Origin of the sequence: Fortiea contorta PCC 7126 (assembly GCF_000332295.1) — a bacterium.
In the GTDB taxonomy this organism is placed as follows: Bacteria; Cyanobacteriota; Cyanobacteriia; order Cyanobacteriales; family Nostocaceae; genus Fortiea; species Fortiea contorta.
In genome coordinates this window covers 3681964-3697203 of the sequence record NZ_KB235930.1, presented here as the reverse complement: position 1 = coordinate 3697203, position 15240 = coordinate 3681964, and the positions used below count along the sequence as shown (strand labels likewise).

Here is a 15240-nt window from a genome sequence, read left to right as displayed (position 1 = left end):
TCATGGTAGGTAGCCGGAGAAGTATCAAGGTGATCAAAGGGCTATTTTTTGCCCTTGTACTCACACAGGTTTTTGGTAAACAAACATCAGTACAAGCTGCTGAGACACTTGTACTGCGATTTGGGCCTCTTGCAGATTCTATTCCTGTGAGCGATTTACAAACTGTAGCGGAAACAGGAAAATTTCCTAAAAGTTTGGATTTATACACTAAAAATTTATCTGCATCACAAAGAGATTTCGTGCTGGGGATGTTAAGAGCGAGAATACCTATAAATGTTGTCACAGTTAGTCGATTGCTCAATACTCAGATTGGGACAACGATTCTCAATGACCTAGCTACAGCTGTAGTCCGCAAAGATAATGCGGGCGCGAAAGCTTTGAGAGCCGGCTTTGTTTTGAGTGCTAGCAAACCAGAGGGTCTTTCTGTACTAAATTTTATCGCGTCTTATCCGAGTAAACGCTTAGAAATTAACGTACCGCAAGCATTGAAAGTTGCGAGAACTTTGAATACAGGTTTTTGGGTGACGCAACAGTTTATGCTGGCGATCGCTCCCTTATTCGCCCCACAAAAACCCCAACTTGCTTTTTCCTTTGACCCCAGTTTACCCGGAAGCGCTGCAGTCAAAGTCTTGAATTTAGAATTGAATGACCAAAAACGCGCCCGTAACATCCCTGTAGATATTTATTGGTCAACTGCAGTTAATTCTGAAAAACCTGTCATTGTTTACAGTCACGGCTTTGGTTCAGTGCGTACAGACCTGCGCTACCTCACAGAACATCTTGCATCCCACGGTTATGCAGTAGTAACTTTAGAACATCCTGGGAGCAATAGCACCAGTATCAACTCAGGATTTCAAAATAAAACCAGACTCCTAAAACCCCAAGAAGTTTTAGATCGTCCCCAAGATGTCAGCTTTGTCCTCGATGAACTAGAAAAAATTCAAAAAACACCCAATCATCCCCTACAAGGGAAACTGGCTACAAATAACGTCATGGTACTGGGTTATTCTTTTGGTGGTGGAACAGCCTTAGCGATCGCCGGCGCCGAAATACAACTAGAACGCCTCAAACAACGCTGCAAAAATCAAGTCACCACACTGAGTTTTGGGGAAACTATTCAATGTGGCGCCCAAGAACTACCAGAAAATAACTATCAGTTGCGGGATGCTAGGGTGAAAAGAGCGATCGCTCTGAGTCCCACAACTTCTCTGACATTTGGAGAAACTGGCTTGACAAAAGTGCAAGTACCTACTCTCATCTTGGCAAGTTCTGCAGATAAAACCACCCCAGCTTTGTCAGAACAGATCATCGCATTCGCCAAACTCCCTTCACCCAAATGGCTAGTCGGTATCCTGGGAAGCACTCATCTGAGCGTCAAAGACCCAAGCACCACCATGGATCAACAAGGACAAGCAAACACACCTTTTTTTGGTGGGGAAATAGTCGGTGACAAAGCAGTTGACGTCCGCAAATATGTTAAAGCGATCACGTTAGCATTTGCAGCACAAATGACCCCAGAAGCCGATAAATACGCGCCCTTTCTCACACCAGATTACGCTCAACTTGCTTCCACCGAAGCTTTTCCCATCCGTTCAATTACTGAGATTCCCCCGCAAGCACAACAATTGCTCAAGCAATATACACAAAAGTAATAGTTATAGAGACGGAAAATGGTGTTATTTGTTATTTCGCAGATTCCTCAAAATCGGCTACAGCACATGCAAATTCCCTAAAAGCTGTTTTGAGCAAATCTTCTTTCATTGACCTATCAAAAGCAGAATCACGGATGAGGTCTGATAATTCCATGAATAGTAGAGAGAAAATGAAACGGTCTTGGCGGTCTACTTGTTTTAAACAAGAGGAGATAAATTCGTAAAGTTCGGTTTTTTTAGGTTTAGTTTGTTCGTCCCATAATTGCAACCCAAGTCGGAAGGTTTTCAAGCGTATCTCACTGATATTGTAAGATTTATCTTTATAGCGAATTGATACGCGCTGGGGCATTTCCATGAGTTTTGTCCGACAGACTGACTATAAAGTTCTCTTCTGTTTTATTTTCTTATGTCCGGAAAATTGTCTGGATAATATTATCAATTTTAGATTGAATCATAAACTTGTAGAGACGCAGCAAAGCTACGTCTCCACATTGATTTTCGGGTATATTTATGATTGATGATGCAGTTGATATTACTTGACTTCGTTGGGTTCAAACTTAGCTATTTTGCCTTTTTTGACAGCAACAACTACATCATAGTGTGAACAATAAGAGAATGTAACATCATTGGCTTTATTGTAAAGGTTAACTACATGACCTGCTCCACCGACTTGGATACCAATTGGATCTAAATCTCCATAAAAGAAGCGACGCAGTTGATCACCACCACCAATTTGACCTTTGTTTTTTGTAATGAGCGAGATTTTTTGTGCGGGTGATGGTTCTTCTGCGGCTGAAGCTTGAACTAATGAAGGATTAATTACTTTTAATGGTGCATCCCAAACGGTAACAAAACCAGCGATCGCTAGACTAGCGAGTATCGGGGTAACTTTCATTTGAGCTTCCTGGTATTTGATGAATTTTCAATACCCGCAGTATCTCAGCCAGGACTGAGAGCCTATTGAAACTTAGCCATAATTTTTATGAATTTATCCCTCAAAGAAACTTAGCAGATTCTCAGGTTTGTCTCAGGTAATAATAGTACTTTGTTAAGTTTGTCGATGTGAATAAAGTTTACCGATTAAACTTGTCATTTTTTCCATAAACTCAGTCTAAAAATGGTAAAAATGCTATCTTAAAAGCGAGGTCATTTACTCAGATTTTGAGGAAAACATCATGACTGCAACGCTTTTAGAAGGTAGTTCTATCGAGTCACTGCTAGGTAAAGAAGCAGAAGACCTACTCACCTACAAAGCTAAAGTTTCCAAAGATTTGCTACATTTACCAGGGCCAGACTTCATCGATCGCGTTTGGATTAACAGCGATCGCCATCCGCAAGTATTACGCAATCTCCAGCAACTATATGGTCATGGTCGATTGGCGAATACTGGTTATCTCTCGATTCTCCCGGTAGACCAAGGAATTGAACACTCTGCAGGTGCGTCATTTGCACCGAATCCAATTTATTTTGATCCTGAAAATATTATCAAACTAGCGATCGCTGCTGAGTGTAACGCGGTCGCTACAACCTTGGGCGTATTAGGTAGTGTGGCGCGTAAATACGCCCACAAAATCCCCTTTATCGCCAAAATCAATCACAACGAATTACTCACCGCGCCTAATCAATTTGACCAAGTATTGTTTGCAGATGTAGAGCAAGCTTGGAATTTAGGTGCAGTCGCCATAGGTGCGACAATTTATTTTGGCTCAGAACAGTCTACCAGACAAATTCAAGAAATCAGCCAAGCATTTAAACGCGCCCACGAGCTAGGTTTAGTGACAATCCTCTGGTGCTATCTACGGAACAGCAATTTTAAACAAGACCAAGATTATCACCTCGCCGCTGACCTCACAGGACAAGCAAATCATCTGGGTGTCACCATCGAAGCTGATATTATTAAACAAAAATTACCCGAAAATAACAACGGTTATGCAGCAGTAACCAAAGCTCTGGGTGAGAGTTACGGTAAAACCAACGAACGAATTTACACAGATTTAACCACAGACCACCCCATCGATTTGACTCGTTACCAAGTCCTCAACTGCTACTGCGGACGTGCGGGTTTAATTAACTCTGGAGGCGCCTCTGGTAAAAATGACTTCGCAGAAGCCATCCGCACCGCCATAATTAACAAACGCGCTGGTGGTACAGGGCTAATTTCTGGACGCAAAACCTTCCAGCGTCCATTTGCAGAAGGAGTCAAGTTATTTCATGCGATCCAGGATGTTTACTTGTCTCCAGATATAGCGATCGCTTAACTTGATCGAATCAATCTGACAACGGGGGAGTGTCTGCGTAGCGATCGCCACAAATACACTCCCCTTTTTTAATTGAAAGTGAAGTGTAAACCAGTCCACCGCACTGGCTCTCCTCTTCTCGACTCCCACAAGTGATATTTATTTGTGTGCAACTATTTATAGTTAACCAGCCTAGAGGAAGACGTTAGCCCCATGATAATTTTTTAGCATTCAGATATCTGTAGGTTAAAGAATGGGGCATTTTATCAATGTTAAAAATTCAGAAAATATTCCATCAATTGCATCACAAAATCACTATCGTCATTTTAGCTAGTTTAGTCTGGCTAATTACTTTACCCACAACTGCAGCCCAGGCAGATGGTTATTATACAAATAAAGACCATAGAACAGAAATCAACCAGCCTTATTACTCCACAAAAGAACGTCATATAGCAATCAGTGAGCACGCAAAACCTTACTATTCTACAAGAGATAGAAGACACGAAAGAATTATCAGAACAACGCCAGCAACACATGACGATTATCTTGATAGTGGAGTAAGACCGGGCGAAGCAGTTCCTAGAGACTTTAGATCTGAAACTAGGCAAAACATGCGCTAAAAATCTTTTGACGCTAGATTTCGACAAACTGCGGTGGGCGTTGCTCACCTTTTTTGTATGTCAGTTGTAGGAAAATATAACTAATTATTTCACGAAATTTAGCAATCCACCAGTGTAGTAGTCATTTTACATCCAGTGCATTACTAATCCCAGAGTAATAAAATGAAGACCAAGAATCAAACTACCGTTTGGTGGAGATATGTACTGCTATTAATGCTGCTTTTGCTGGCTAAACCAAGCAGCCAGTTTATTAATCAAGCATTAAGAGGTCATCCATTAGATATTAACTATTTTTGGAGCGAACTTTCACCAGATAAAATTTTGAATTTTGGTCTTTATAACGGTGAAGGTGGGAAAGACTGGAAAATAGGCAAACCAAAAGCGACAATTTGGACGGCTGAACAATCACGCTCTTTATCTGAATTAAGGCAATTTGCCCTAGAACTTGTCAACCGCGATCGCACAATCAACAATTTAACGTCTCTCAATGAGGATACCATTCTTTCTCAAGCTGCCCAGCGCCACGCGCAAGATATGCTTGAGCGCCAGTATTTTGATCATCTCACTCCTGAAGGCAAAAATCCCCGCGATCGCTATCTTGCATCTGGTGGAAATCCCCGTCTTGGTATCGGTGAAAACATTGTTAAAAGCACCGTCAGCGGTTTAGGGTTAACTTACGGTGAAGCTGAAAAGTTCCAACGCGGTTGGATGTATAGCAATGGTCATCGTCAAAACCTCCTCACCGCCGAATACACCAAATTTGGTTACGGGATTGTAACTAGAACAGATGGTCGCATTTATGCAGTGCAAATGTTCGCCTATTAAATAAACCACTTCACAACTGCGTTCAAAAATGCCATAAAAGAATTCTCAAAAGACAAATCTCTATCAAGATTGTGGGATATTCTTAAATAGGTTAGAGATTTGCTAAAGCAAAAATGAAACTGGCAGCAAGAGTAAGTCAGGTAACACCCTCCATCACCTTAGCGATCGCAGCCAAGGCTAAGGCGATGAAAACAGAGGGTATAGATGTTTGTAGTTTTAGTGCTGGAGAACCGGATTTTGACACCCCAGCCCACATCAAAGCAGCCGCTCTCAAGGCTTTAGATGAAGGGAAAACCAAATATGGCCCAGCCGCAGGGGAACCAAAATTAAGGGAAGCGATCGCCCGTAAGCTCAAGACTGATAATGGTCTAGACTATAAACCAGAGAATGTTATTGTCACCAATGGTGGAAAGCATTCTCTCTACAACCTCATAGTCGCCCTGATCGATCCCGGTGATGAAGTAATTATCCCCTCTCCCTATTGGCTCAGTTATCCGGAAATGGTAACTCTGGTAGGTGGAGTCTCAGTAATTGTGCGTACGGACGCTTCCACAGGATATAAAATTACTCCCGAACAACTGCGTCAAGCAATTACCCCCAAAACAAAATTATTCGTCCTCAACTCCCCATCCAATCCTACTGGAATGGTATACACACCAGAGGAAATCGCCGCATTGGCTGAGGTTGTAGTTGATGCAGATATCTTCGTCGTCTCTGATGAGATTTACGAAAAGATTCTCTACGACGGAGCAGAACACGTCAGTATCGGTTCCCTAGGGAAAGAAATTTTTGACCGCACCTTAATTAGCAACGGGTTTGCTAAAGGTTATTCCATGACAGGTTGGCGACTGGGCTATTTAGCTGGGCCAGTGGAAATTATTAAAGCCGCCAGTACCATTCAAGGACATAGTACATCTAATGTTTGTACCTTTGCTCAATATGGAGCGATCGCTGCATTAGAAAGTCCTCAAGACTGCGTGGAACAAATGCGTCAAGCCTTCGCCCAACGACGCCAAGTTATGTTAGACGGACTCAACGCCATCCCCGGATTGAAAACCGCCAAACCAGACGGCGCTTTTTATCTGTTCCCTGACATCAGCCAAACCGGCTTGAAATCTCTAGAATTTTGCGACGCCTTATTAGAAGCACATCAAGTCGCTGTTATTCCCGGAGTCGCCTTTGGTGCTGATGACAATATCCGTCTTTCCTACGCCACAGATTTGACCACAATTCAAAAGGGGATTGACAGATTGGATAAGTTTGTGCGTAGCCGGATCTAGCACCGATTTGTCGCATTTGGCATTTGCTCAAAATTCAAACGTTGTCATGTGAAGACCGAGGGCGAACAACCGTTGTCATGTGAAGACCGAGGGCGAACAACCGTTCGCCCCTACGAGGGTTTTGGCGAACGCATTGCCCTAACTACAGATACTTAGATTTGTTCAAAAATCAAATTGGATTCCTCAATTATTAACCATACAGCATAATTGTAATTTTTCTATAAAGACGAGTGTATGTGTTTTTTTTAATAAACGTTTATGTAATAATGCTGTAATAAAAGCGCGGTTAAACCTGCTTAATCTCAAATCTAATGTTCCTCACTCATTGACTGTGTAAGCGTCATAGCTTGAGAGTGGGCAAGGTGTGAGGTGCTGATTGGGACGGCAAAACACCTAACAATCACACTGAACAAGTCGCTCTGTGACAAGGTGCAGGATGTAACTCTTAGGTATATTCGTCAACAAAGTTATACCTAAAAAGCTGATATTCCCTACAAATGTTTGCAGTAGGCTACCAAATTCATGCAATTTTAACTATTACTTGTTGTCCCACAATACTAGAACACTAGCAATATGAAATTACTCCGCTCTTTAGCAGCCGCTGCTGCTAGTTTTGCCCTGCTTGCATCTGTGGGAAATGCCTCCGCAAAGGCCGCAGATTTCAGTCTTTCTGGTAGATTTGCGTCTACAGCTGTTAATAATTCAACAGCATTGCCTGTACAGTTACAAAACGGTTCCTTTGACGGTACTTACTCCTACTCAGGGGGAGCTGTTTCCGCAGGGAGTCAGGCTAGTCTGTCGAGTTGGTTGATTAATTTACGGAATGCAAGTAATACCATTCTCAAAACATATAGTAGTTCCCTTGCAGGGAATATTGCGGGTATTAATGGAAAACCATCCGGCTCGAACTCGGATTTTTTGATATTTTCTGATTCCGACACTCAGCTGCAGTTAGCATTCCCTACAGGTTTCGTGGGAATCGGGAATCTGACGACGAACAACACTTTTTCCAGTGGAGAGTTCACTTTTAACGCCGCTGGTAATGCCAATAACTTTATCGGCGCTATATCTGCTACCTCTACTCCCGTCCCCGAACCCTTGACGGTGGGTGGTACTCTGGTGGCTGCAGGTGTGGGTATGGCGCTGAAAAAGAAAGCTGCAGCTCAAAAAGCTACTCAAAAGGTGTAAACAGTGTTGATTAGCTAGTTACGCAATGTCCAGATATCCAACTTTTTAAAAAAGTCGGGTATCTGATGATATTTGTGGCGATCGCTCTTCTGAATTTCTTGACACCAGAGTAGATTAGTCAGGGGCGATCGCTGAACTTCAGCTTAAAATCAAAGCACCGACCTCAATAAATTGCTGCTATGAGTACTCATCCTCTCCTCAAAGTTGAAATCTCTCAACTCAGCATTGCTGAACGCATCCAACTTGCTGAAGACCTCTGGGACAGCATCGGTGAGCAGCAAGACGAACTACCTCTGTTTGATGCTCACAAACAGGAACTCGATCGCCGACTTGAACGTTATCACCAAGATCCAACGACCGGTTCAACTTGGAAAGAAGTCAAGCAAAGATTAGGCTTCTTTCAATGACCTACAAATAGACTTTAGTGCGATCGCTTTTGCGTGAAATAAAAAAAGATTTATGCAAGAGACTCCATGAGTAAAACTCACAAGGAGGGTATAAAAATATTTCTTTCCCTGTTCCCTGTTCCCTGTTCCCTGTTCCCCGTTCCCTATTTTTAAGGCAGGTCTATTGATAAAAAATCCGACATGGATGATACTTTTTGTCAATGCGTAGTCTGAGAAATAATTATGCAACCTTTTGATTTGAAATGGATACGCGCTCAGTTTCCGGCGCTGACGCAACCTGATATTTTTTGTGATGGCCCTGGTGGTACTCAAGTTCCAGGTTCTGTACTCGATGCGATGAGTGATTATTTGGTCAGATCAAACGCCAATGCTCACGGCGCTTTTGCTACTAGCGTGCGGACAGATGCAGTGATTAACGCCGCTCGTGCTGCGAGTGCAGATTTCTTGGGTTGCGATCGCGATGAAGTAGTGTTTGGTGCGAACATGACCACCCTCACCTTCATGTTGAGTCGAGCTATTGGTCGGGAACTGCAACCAGGGGATGAAATTATTGTTACAGAGCTTGACCATTACGCCAATGTTTCCCCTTGGTGTGCATTGGCAGAAAAAGGCACAGTAATTCGCACTATAAATATAAATATCGAAAATTGTACCCTAAATTTAGAACAACTCAAACAACAAATTAATCAGCGGACACGGTTAGTTGCTGTGGGGTATGCATCGAATGCGGTGGGGACAATCAATGATCTGGCAGAGGTGGTGCGCTTGGCTCATAGCGTGGGTGCATTAGTATTTGTTGATGCCGTCCATTACACCCCCCACAGGCCTATTGATGTGCGATCGCTCGACTGTGATTTCCTCGCCTGTTCAGCTTACAAATTCTTCGGCCCCCATGTCGGCATTTTGTATGGTAAACGCCAGCATTTGACACGGTTACAACCTTACAAAGTGCAACCAGCCCCAGACGATGTACCCGCTCGTTGGGAAACTGGAACCTTGAACCATGAAGGTTTAGCTGGTTTAGTAGCCGCAATAAACTACTTAGCAAAACTTGGTTGTCGTGTCGCACCTGCAGTGAGTAGCGAAGTCCTGACAGCGTTTTTAGAAACTCACACAGAACAATGGGAAACCTTCCGCTGTCCCCGCATCCCCGCATCGCCAGAAACACCCACACACTTAACCTCCACCGCTTATCCTCATCGCCGAGCGGCTTTATTAGCAGCAATGTCTGCGATTCAAGTATATGAACAAGAACTCAGCGAAAAACTGATTGCGGGATTGTTAGAAATTCCCGGTTTAAAAATATATGGCATGATTGACCCCGAACACTTTGCATGGCGGACACCAACAGTAGCATTTCGCCTAGGGGAACAAACCCCAGCCAGTATCGCCCAAAAATTAAGCGATCGCGGTATATTTGCTTGGCATGGTCATTTTTATGCGATCGCTCTGACTGAGAAATTAGGAGTAGAAGCCAAGGGCGGTTTAGTGCGGATTGGGCTAGTACACTACAACACAGTAGAAGAAATTAACCGCCTGCTGCAAGCTATCAAAGAAATCGCCAACGAGTAATTTTTTTTTAAAGGGACTAGAGACTAGAGGCTAGGAAGTGTGGGAGGTGTGGGAGGTGTGGGAGGAAGGAGAAGATAGGAAGCCTAAGCATATATTCTTTATTTTCCCCCATCACCCCATCACCCCATCACCCCATCACCCCATCTCCCCACCACCCCACAGATTATTCTTGTAAAACCGTCTTAGAAACAATTCTCGTTTTCTTGCGGTCTGCTTCTGAAAGTTCCTCACCGGCTTGGAGACGGGTAGCGGAAGATTGCAACACGGTAGCTGCGCTGGTGTCTCCGATTTGCAGAGCGGTTTTAGCGGCTGTTTGTAGCATAGTAGCTGCGCCGACGCGATCGCCCTGCTGTAATTTCGTCTCTGCTAGCTGAGTTTGGCGATATTTAGCTAATGCTAAAATTGACTGCTGCACTTGGGAATCAAGAGCTGGTTGATAGGGCTGTACCACATTGGCATATACTGGCACAATGGGAGAAAGTAGATTTTGCTTATCTACAGCTGGGTCATCATAACGGATTTGCAAATGCCCAATTTGTTGTTCCCCTAAAGGTAACTTTCCCAAATAAATATTAGCTAACACTACCCGTTGTTCATCTTTCATCAAGTCTCCCAAGCGCACCGCAAAGCGTCCATCCGCTTCTGGTTGTAGGGGTAACTCAATGGTATCAGGGGACACTTGGGCAATGGGTTTGAGTTCCGCGAGCCTTACTTGCGGTACTAGGGACAGGAGCAAATAAGCATTGGTGAGTCCCACAGATTGAATGCGCTTAAATAAACGACTAAATTCTGCTACCGCTTGTTCTGGATGCTCAATATAAGCTAAAGTTCCACCACCCACATCAGCAATTTTTTCTAGTAAATCTTGGTTCCAACTGCTACCAAATCCGAGAGTATTAATTGTCAGATTAAACCTAGTTGCTCTGTAAGCTAGTTCTAAACAGCGTTTATTATCATCGGGAGTGATATCCCATTTCCAAATTCGCAAGCCAGTTTCGCCATGTCCATCAGTCAGTAAAAATGCTTGGGAAACAGTGCCTTTTGTCCCCTTCATTAGTTCAGTGATTCCCAGCGCCAAACCTTCGGCAATCACAGTACCACCGCCAGCGGACAATTGCTGCTGAATTTGCGATTTAATACTGGTAATATCATAGACAACTTGGTTAGGGATAATTACAGTTGCAGAACCAGCAAAAGCAATTACCGAAAGACGATCGCCTGGCTTGAGTTGAGCCAATAACCGCTCAACAGCTTGAATGACCGTCTGAATTGGTTGTCCGTGCATGGAACCACTCTGGTCGAGAATCAAGCATAAATTTAACGGTAAACTTTGGTCAAGCTCACCAGCGATCGCCGAAATAGAAATCCCCAATTGACGCTGAGAATTCAATTGCGCTGCATCAATATTAGTATCATTTAACGCCGACAGTAATTTAACTTTCATTGGCGGGGGGTATCTTGCAAAACTGTTTTGGAGACAATTCTAGTTTTCTTGCGATCGCTTTCCGATAACTCTTCGCCTGCTTGTAGCCGAGTAGCAGAAGTTTGTAACACCGTCGCTGCGCCAGCATCACCCATTTGCAAAGCAGTTTTCGCTGCAGTTTGCAACATTGTCGCTGCTCCAGCGCGATCGCCCTGCTGTAATTTTGCCTCTGCTAATTGAGTTTGGCGATACTTAGCCAAAGCCAAGATAGACTGTTGGACTTGGAGATTAGTTGCAGGTTGGTAAGCCTGGGTGACATTAACATAGACAGGTTGATTAGTTGATAACAACCCAGTCTGATTAGCGGCTGGATCATCATAACGGATTTGCACATTTGCGATCGCCTGTCTACCTTCCTGAAACTGTCCCAGATAAATATTAGCCAAAATTACCCGTTCCGCATCCTTCATCAAATCTCCCAAACGCACCGCAAAGCGTCCATCTGCTTCTTGTTGCACAGGTAATTCAATCGTATCTGGAGCCACTTGCGCCACTGGTTTGAGTTCCGCCAACCGCACTTGGGGCTGAAGAGAAAATAACAAATAAGCATTAGTTAAACCCACCGTTTGCACACGAGTGAACAAGCGCCCAAACTCATTTACAGCTTGATCAGGACGTTGAATATAAGATAAAGTCCCCGCAGCCGCATCAGCAATTTTTTCTAAAACATCTTGATTCCAGTTGTCACCAAAACCCAAAGTATTCAAAGTCAAATTATAACCAGCAGCCAACTGGGCAAACTTCAGACAGCGATCGTTGTTTCCGTGTTCATTTTCGCCATCAGTCAACAAAAAAGCTTGAGAAACAGTTTCCTTTTTGCCCTTAGCCAACTCCTCAATTCCCAAGCGTAACCCCTCATCAATCGCCGTTCCCCCATCAGCAGAGAGACGATTAATTTGCTTTTTGATATGTTCTGGATCTTCAATTACTTGATTAGGGACTAAAACCTTAGCACGGTGATCGAACACTACCACACTCAAGCGATCGCCTGGATTGAGACGATCAACCAGACGAGTTGCAGCCTCCTTTACCGTCTCCAACGGGCGCCCATTCATTGAACCACTGTGATCAAGAATCAAACAAAGATTGAGAGGCACTTGACGGTCTAAAGTCTCAGCAACTGCCGAAATCGCCATAGACAACTGACGCTGAGAATTCAATTGATTGGCATCCAAATTAGCATCATTCAAAGACGGCTGCAAGCTAACCTTCATAACCCAGGCTTCCTACTTCAGGATATATACATTTATAAATAACAACAAAGCGCCACAACAGCGCTACGGAAAATTAGCAGATGGGGTAGTGAATCACAAATACCCAGTTATCATTCGCACTAGGGAGAAATCCACACTTTGACGACAGCTAGCATCGCGCTAGGATGTATTACAGTTAACGGCAATAATTTCAGGCGATCAGTTGCTATGGACATTTCCCCCATCAAGGCTGTTCAAGCCCCCTACTACGGCGACAACTCCTACCGGACACCACCGCCAGATTTACCTTCCTTATTATTGAAGGAGCGAATAGTCTACCTTGGAATGCCACTGGTGCCTGCTGTCACAGAATTGATCGTCGCCCAACTACTTTATCTCCAGTCCGACGACCCCGAAAAACCGATTAAGATTTATATCAATTCCACCGGCACTTCTGGCTACAGCGGCGACCCTATTGGCTTTGAAACCGAAGCCTTCGCCATCTATGACACCATGAAATACATCAAGCCACCCATCCACACTATCTGCATTGGTTCGGCAATGGGTATGGCAGCGATGTTACTCAGTGCTGGAACAAAAGGCTGCCGCGCCAGCTTACCCAACGCTAACATTATCCTGCACCAGCCAAAGAGTTACGCCCAAGGTCAAGCAACGGATATCCAAATTCGGGCGAAGGAAGTTCTGGCAAACAAAGCATCAATGGTTGATATCCTGTCCTACACCACCGGACAGCCAGAAGCAAAAATCACCAAAGATATGGATCGTCTGTTCTACATGACTCCCTATCAAGCCAGAGATTACGGCGTGATTGACCGAGTTTTTGAAAAAGAAGAACTCGCCAATCCCCCACTACCTGCCAGTATCCTTTAATTGTTCATTTGTGCTGTGTCGTTTGTCCTTTCCACTCAACAAATGACAAACAACAAATGACTAATAACTCAGGCGTTGCATAATTGCAGGATGAATTGGGGTTTTTCACCAAGAATGAAAGTCTATTCTTTGCGTCTTTGCGTCTACCCTGCGGGAACGGCTTCGCCGGTATGCGCGAGATAAAAATCAACCTATCATTCAGCAACGCCAACTAATAACTCATTACAAATGGAGTAGCGAAAATGCCTATAGGTATTCCCAAAGTTCCTTACCGGATGCCGGGAGGGCAATTCACAGACTGGATCAGCATCTACGATCGCCTTTATCGAGAAAGAATTATTTTCTTGGGACGAGACATTGACGACGAAATCGCTAACCAGATTATCGCCGTTATGCTGTATCTGGATTCTGAAGATCCCGGCAAAGACATCTATTTATATATCAACTCTCCTGGTGGGATGGTGACATCCGGCTTGGCAATTTTCGACACCATGCAACACATCAAATCAGATGTAGTCACAATTTGCGTGGGTTTAGCCGCCTCGATGGGGTCATTTTTGCTAGCTGCAGGTACCAAAGGTAAACGGCTCGCCTTACCTCACTCCCGGATTATGATTCACCAACCCTCCGGTGGAACTCGTGGTCAAGCCACCGATATCGAAATTGAAGCCAGAGAGATTCTCCGGATTCGTCAACAACTCAACGGCATTTACGCTGATAAAACAGGTCAAACCATAGCCAAAATTGAAAAAGACATGGATCGTGACTTCTTCATGTCTGCGGCGGAAGCCAAAGAATACGGCTTGATTGACCGCGTGATTGAGGAAAGACCGTAAGATTAGGGGGTAGGGAGATGGGGAGATGGAGAGGTGGGGAGGTGGGGAGGTAGGGGAAGCTTTGGGTTCTGAAATTTAAGCTTCAGGCTCAAAGGCTCAAGCTTCAGGCTCAAAGGCTCAAGCTTCAGGCTCAAAGGCTCAAGTGTCAGGCTCAAAGGCTCAAGTGTCAGGCTCAAAGGCTCAAGTGTCAGGCTCAAAGGCTCAAGCTTCAGGCTCAAAGGCTCAAGCGTCAGGCTCAAAGGCTCAAGCTCCAATCCCCCACACTCCCCACACCACCCCATCACCCCATCACCCCATCACCCCACCTCCCACACTTCCTAGTCCCACGCCCCCTTGCCATTCCGTTAAATCTGAACTTTAAATTAGAAAATTACTCTTTATCATGAAAAACTCCAGCTTTGTGCTGATAGTTGAAAGATGCATATTTGATAGCTGATAACTCAAAATGGATCTTGGCGATTGCTATCGTTTATTGGGTTTAAGATCGGGCGCCTCCTTTGCTGATATCAAGACGTCATATCGACGCTTGGCGCAGCAATACCACCCCGATATCAATCAGGATGACAAAAAAGCTAAAGATAAGTTTATTGCTTTAACAGAAGCTTACAAGCTCCTGCTGGCGGTAGTACCGCCAGAGGAAACAGTGTTGCACACCACGCAGTCAGCAACTGCTTGGTATGACCAGCCCCAAACACCGCCACAGACAGCACCAAAAACGACAGTCACCACCCCCAAGCCGCCCCATTTAGCAGAAATAGAGCGACGGCTGAAATGGAAGACATATGAACAGTTGCAGCGATTTTTGCAAGAAAAAAGATTTCCCCAAGCGATCGCTCTGGTGGAAGCTTTAGCCGCTCGTTTACCCGACGATCCAGAAGTGCGACAATGGCAAGCGATCGCTTATCAAATTTGGGGACGGGCGCTAATTAATCAAAATCAACTGCTCAAAGCCAGAATATATCTCAAAAAAGCTTTAAAAACTGACCCCCACAATCGAACTCTCCACAGTGAAGTGCAACTAGACTTTGAGCGTTTAGAACAAATTTTTTGATTCTG

General features: G+C 44.2%; 17 protein-coding genes. 12 read left to right on the top strand and 5 right to left on the bottom strand.

Annotated elements, in window-relative coordinates; all coding sequences use genetic code 11:
• Nucleotides 1–2 precede the first annotated feature (2 nt).
• On the top strand, nucleotides 3–1652 hold the full coding sequence (locus MIC7126_RS0117025; RefSeq protein ID WP_017654371.1) for an alpha/beta hydrolase: 1650 nt from the start codon (nucleotides 3–5) through the stop codon (nucleotides 1650–1652).
• Between the two features lie 31 nt (nucleotides 1653–1683).
• On the opposite strand, the gene MIC7126_RS0117020 is transcribed toward MIC7126_RS0117025, so the two are convergent.
• Together MIC7126_RS0117020 and MIC7126_RS0117015 are read right to left on the bottom strand one after the other, a co-directional pair.
• Complete coding sequence (locus tag MIC7126_RS0117020) at nucleotides 1684–2007, bottom strand: hypothetical protein (RefSeq protein WP_017654370.1); 324 nt, start codon at nucleotides 2005–2007, stop codon at nucleotides 1684–1686.
• Between the two features lie 177 nt (nucleotides 2008–2184).
• Nucleotides 2185–2547: a hypothetical protein gene (locus MIC7126_RS0117015; RefSeq protein ID WP_017654369.1), complete on the bottom strand. Its 363-nt coding sequence runs from the start codon at nucleotides 2545–2547 to the stop codon at nucleotides 2185–2187.
• Nucleotides 2548–2827: 280 nt separating this feature from the next.
• On the opposite strand from MIC7126_RS0117015, the gene MIC7126_RS0117010 reads away from it, so the two are divergent.
• The 8 genes from MIC7126_RS0117010 (at nucleotide 2828) to MIC7126_RS31320 (ending at nucleotide 9956) form a co-directional block, all read left to right on the top strand.
• Entirely contained in the window at nucleotides 2828–3910 is a 1083-nt protein-coding gene (locus tag MIC7126_RS0117010) for a class I fructose-bisphosphate aldolase (protein ID WP_017654368.1), read from the top strand.
• 248 nt (nucleotides 3911–4158) lie between these two features.
• Entirely contained in the window at nucleotides 4159–4509 is a 351-nt protein-coding gene (locus MIC7126_RS0117005) for a hypothetical protein (RefSeq protein WP_017654367.1), read from the top strand.
• 162 nt (nucleotides 4510–4671) lie between these two features.
• Nucleotides 4672–5334 carry a CAP domain-containing protein gene (locus tag MIC7126_RS0117000; RefSeq protein WP_026100332.1) on the top strand — a complete coding sequence of 221 codons (663 nt, stop codon included), beginning with the start codon at nucleotides 4672–4674 and terminating at the stop codon, nucleotides 5332–5334.
• A gap of 113 nt (nucleotides 5335–5447) precedes the next feature.
• Nucleotides 5448–6614 carry a pyridoxal phosphate-dependent aminotransferase gene (locus MIC7126_RS0116995; protein WP_017654365.1) on the top strand — a complete coding sequence of 389 codons (1167 nt, stop codon included), beginning with the start codon at nucleotides 5448–5450 and terminating at the stop codon, nucleotides 6612–6614.
• A 573-nt stretch (nucleotides 6615–7187) separates the two neighbouring features.
• Entirely contained in the window at nucleotides 7188–7802 is a 615-nt protein-coding gene (locus tag MIC7126_RS0116990) for a PEP-CTERM sorting domain-containing protein (RefSeq protein WP_017654364.1), read from the top strand.
• A 179-nt stretch (nucleotides 7803–7981) separates the two neighbouring features.
• Complete coding sequence (locus MIC7126_RS0116985; protein WP_017654363.1) at nucleotides 7982–8209, top strand: addiction module protein; 228 nt, start codon at nucleotides 7982–7984, stop codon at nucleotides 8207–8209.
• Nucleotides 8210–8431: 222 nt separating this feature from the next.
• Nucleotides 8432–9781 carry a cysteine desulfurase-like protein gene (locus tag MIC7126_RS0116980; protein ID WP_017654362.1) on the top strand — a complete coding sequence of 450 codons (1350 nt, stop codon included), beginning with the start codon at nucleotides 8432–8434 and terminating at the stop codon, nucleotides 9779–9781.
• Nucleotides 9782–9818: 37 nt separating this feature from the next.
• A complete protein-coding gene (locus tag MIC7126_RS31320; protein WP_169330799.1) occupies nucleotides 9819–9956 on the top strand; it encodes a hypothetical protein in 138 nt (45 codons plus the stop codon).
• On the opposite strand, the gene MIC7126_RS0116975 is transcribed toward MIC7126_RS31320, so the two are convergent.
• Together MIC7126_RS0116975 and MIC7126_RS0116970 are read right to left on the bottom strand one after the other, a co-directional pair.
• Nucleotides 9945–11225, bottom strand: a complete 1281-nt coding sequence (locus MIC7126_RS0116975) for a vWA domain-containing protein (protein ID WP_017654361.1) — start codon at nucleotides 11223–11225, stop codon at nucleotides 9945–9947. The genes MIC7126_RS31320 and MIC7126_RS0116975 overlap by 12 nt on opposite strands.
• Entirely contained in the window at nucleotides 11222–12478 is a 1257-nt protein-coding gene (locus MIC7126_RS0116970) for a vWA domain-containing protein (RefSeq protein ID WP_017654360.1), read from the bottom strand. Before MIC7126_RS0116970 ends, MIC7126_RS0116975 begins: the two co-directional genes overlap by 4 nt.
• A gap of 207 nt (nucleotides 12479–12685) precedes the next feature.
• Here MIC7126_RS0116970 and MIC7126_RS0116965 point away from each other — a divergent pair, with 207 nt between their 5' ends.
• The gene (locus MIC7126_RS0116965) at nucleotides 12686–13348 is read left to right on the top strand and encodes an ATP-dependent Clp protease proteolytic subunit (protein WP_017654359.1); all 663 of its coding nucleotides are present in this window, start codon (nucleotides 12686–12688) and stop codon (nucleotides 13346–13348) included.
• A gap of 242 nt (nucleotides 13349–13590) precedes the next feature.
• Nucleotides 13591–14184, top strand: a complete 594-nt coding sequence (locus MIC7126_RS0116960; RefSeq protein WP_017654358.1) for an ATP-dependent Clp protease proteolytic subunit — start codon at nucleotides 13591–13593, stop codon at nucleotides 14182–14184.
• A gap of 2 nt (nucleotides 14185–14186) precedes the next feature.
• Here the strand turns inward: MIC7126_RS0116960 and MIC7126_RS32005 are convergent, their stop codons facing one another.
• A complete protein-coding gene (locus MIC7126_RS32005) occupies nucleotides 14187–14465 on the bottom strand; it encodes a hypothetical protein (protein WP_017654357.1) in 279 nt (92 codons plus the stop codon).
• Nucleotides 14466–14629: 164 nt separating this feature from the next.
• On the opposite strand from MIC7126_RS32005, the gene MIC7126_RS0116950 reads away from it, so the two are divergent.
• Nucleotides 14630–15235: a J domain-containing protein gene (locus MIC7126_RS0116950; RefSeq protein ID WP_017654356.1), complete on the top strand. Its 606-nt coding sequence runs from the start codon at nucleotides 14630–14632 to the stop codon at nucleotides 15233–15235.
• The last annotated feature ends 5 nt before the right edge of the window (nucleotides 15236–15240 follow it).

Coding starts and splice junctions, on each gene's coding strand:
- MIC7126_RS0117025 (WP_017654371.1), top strand. CDS start 3: ATGGTAGGTAGCCGGAGAAGTATCAAGGTGATCAAAGGGCTATTTTTT.
- MIC7126_RS0117020 (WP_017654370.1), bottom strand. CDS start 2,007: ATGGAAATGCCCCAGCGCGTATCAATTCGCTATAAAGATAAATCTTAC.
- MIC7126_RS0117015 (WP_017654369.1), bottom strand. CDS start 2,547: ATGAAAGTTACCCCGATACTCGCTAGTCTAGCGATCGCTGGTTTTGTT.
- MIC7126_RS0117010 (WP_017654368.1), top strand. CDS start 2,828: ATGACTGCAACGCTTTTAGAAGGTAGTTCTATCGAGTCACTGCTAGGT.
- MIC7126_RS0117005 (WP_017654367.1), top strand. CDS start 4,159: ATGTTAAAAATTCAGAAAATATTCCATCAATTGCATCACAAAATCACT.
- MIC7126_RS0117000 (WP_026100332.1), top strand. CDS start 4,672: ATGAAGACCAAGAATCAAACTACCGTTTGGTGGAGATATGTACTGCTA.
- MIC7126_RS0116995 (WP_017654365.1), top strand. CDS start 5,448: ATGAAACTGGCAGCAAGAGTAAGTCAGGTAACACCCTCCATCACCTTA.
- MIC7126_RS0116990 (WP_017654364.1), top strand. CDS start 7,188: ATGAAATTACTCCGCTCTTTAGCAGCCGCTGCTGCTAGTTTTGCCCTG.
- MIC7126_RS0116985 (WP_017654363.1), top strand. CDS start 7,982: ATGAGTACTCATCCTCTCCTCAAAGTTGAAATCTCTCAACTCAGCATT.
- MIC7126_RS0116980 (WP_017654362.1), top strand. CDS start 8,432: ATGCAACCTTTTGATTTGAAATGGATACGCGCTCAGTTTCCGGCGCTG.
- MIC7126_RS0116975 (WP_017654361.1), bottom strand. CDS start 11,225: ATGAAAGTTAAATTACTGTCGGCGTTAAATGATACTAATATTGATGCA.
- MIC7126_RS0116970 (WP_017654360.1), bottom strand. CDS start 12,478: ATGAAGGTTAGCTTGCAGCCGTCTTTGAATGATGCTAATTTGGATGCC.
- MIC7126_RS0116965 (WP_017654359.1), top strand. CDS start 12,686: ATGGACATTTCCCCCATCAAGGCTGTTCAAGCCCCCTACTACGGCGAC.
- MIC7126_RS0116960 (WP_017654358.1), top strand. CDS start 13,591: ATGCCTATAGGTATTCCCAAAGTTCCTTACCGGATGCCGGGAGGGCAA.
- MIC7126_RS32005 (WP_017654357.1), bottom strand. CDS start 14,465: ATGGGGTGGTGTGGGGAGTGTGGGGGATTGGAGCTTGAGCCTTTGAGC.
- MIC7126_RS0116950 (WP_017654356.1), top strand. CDS start 14,630: ATGGATCTTGGCGATTGCTATCGTTTATTGGGTTTAAGATCGGGCGCC.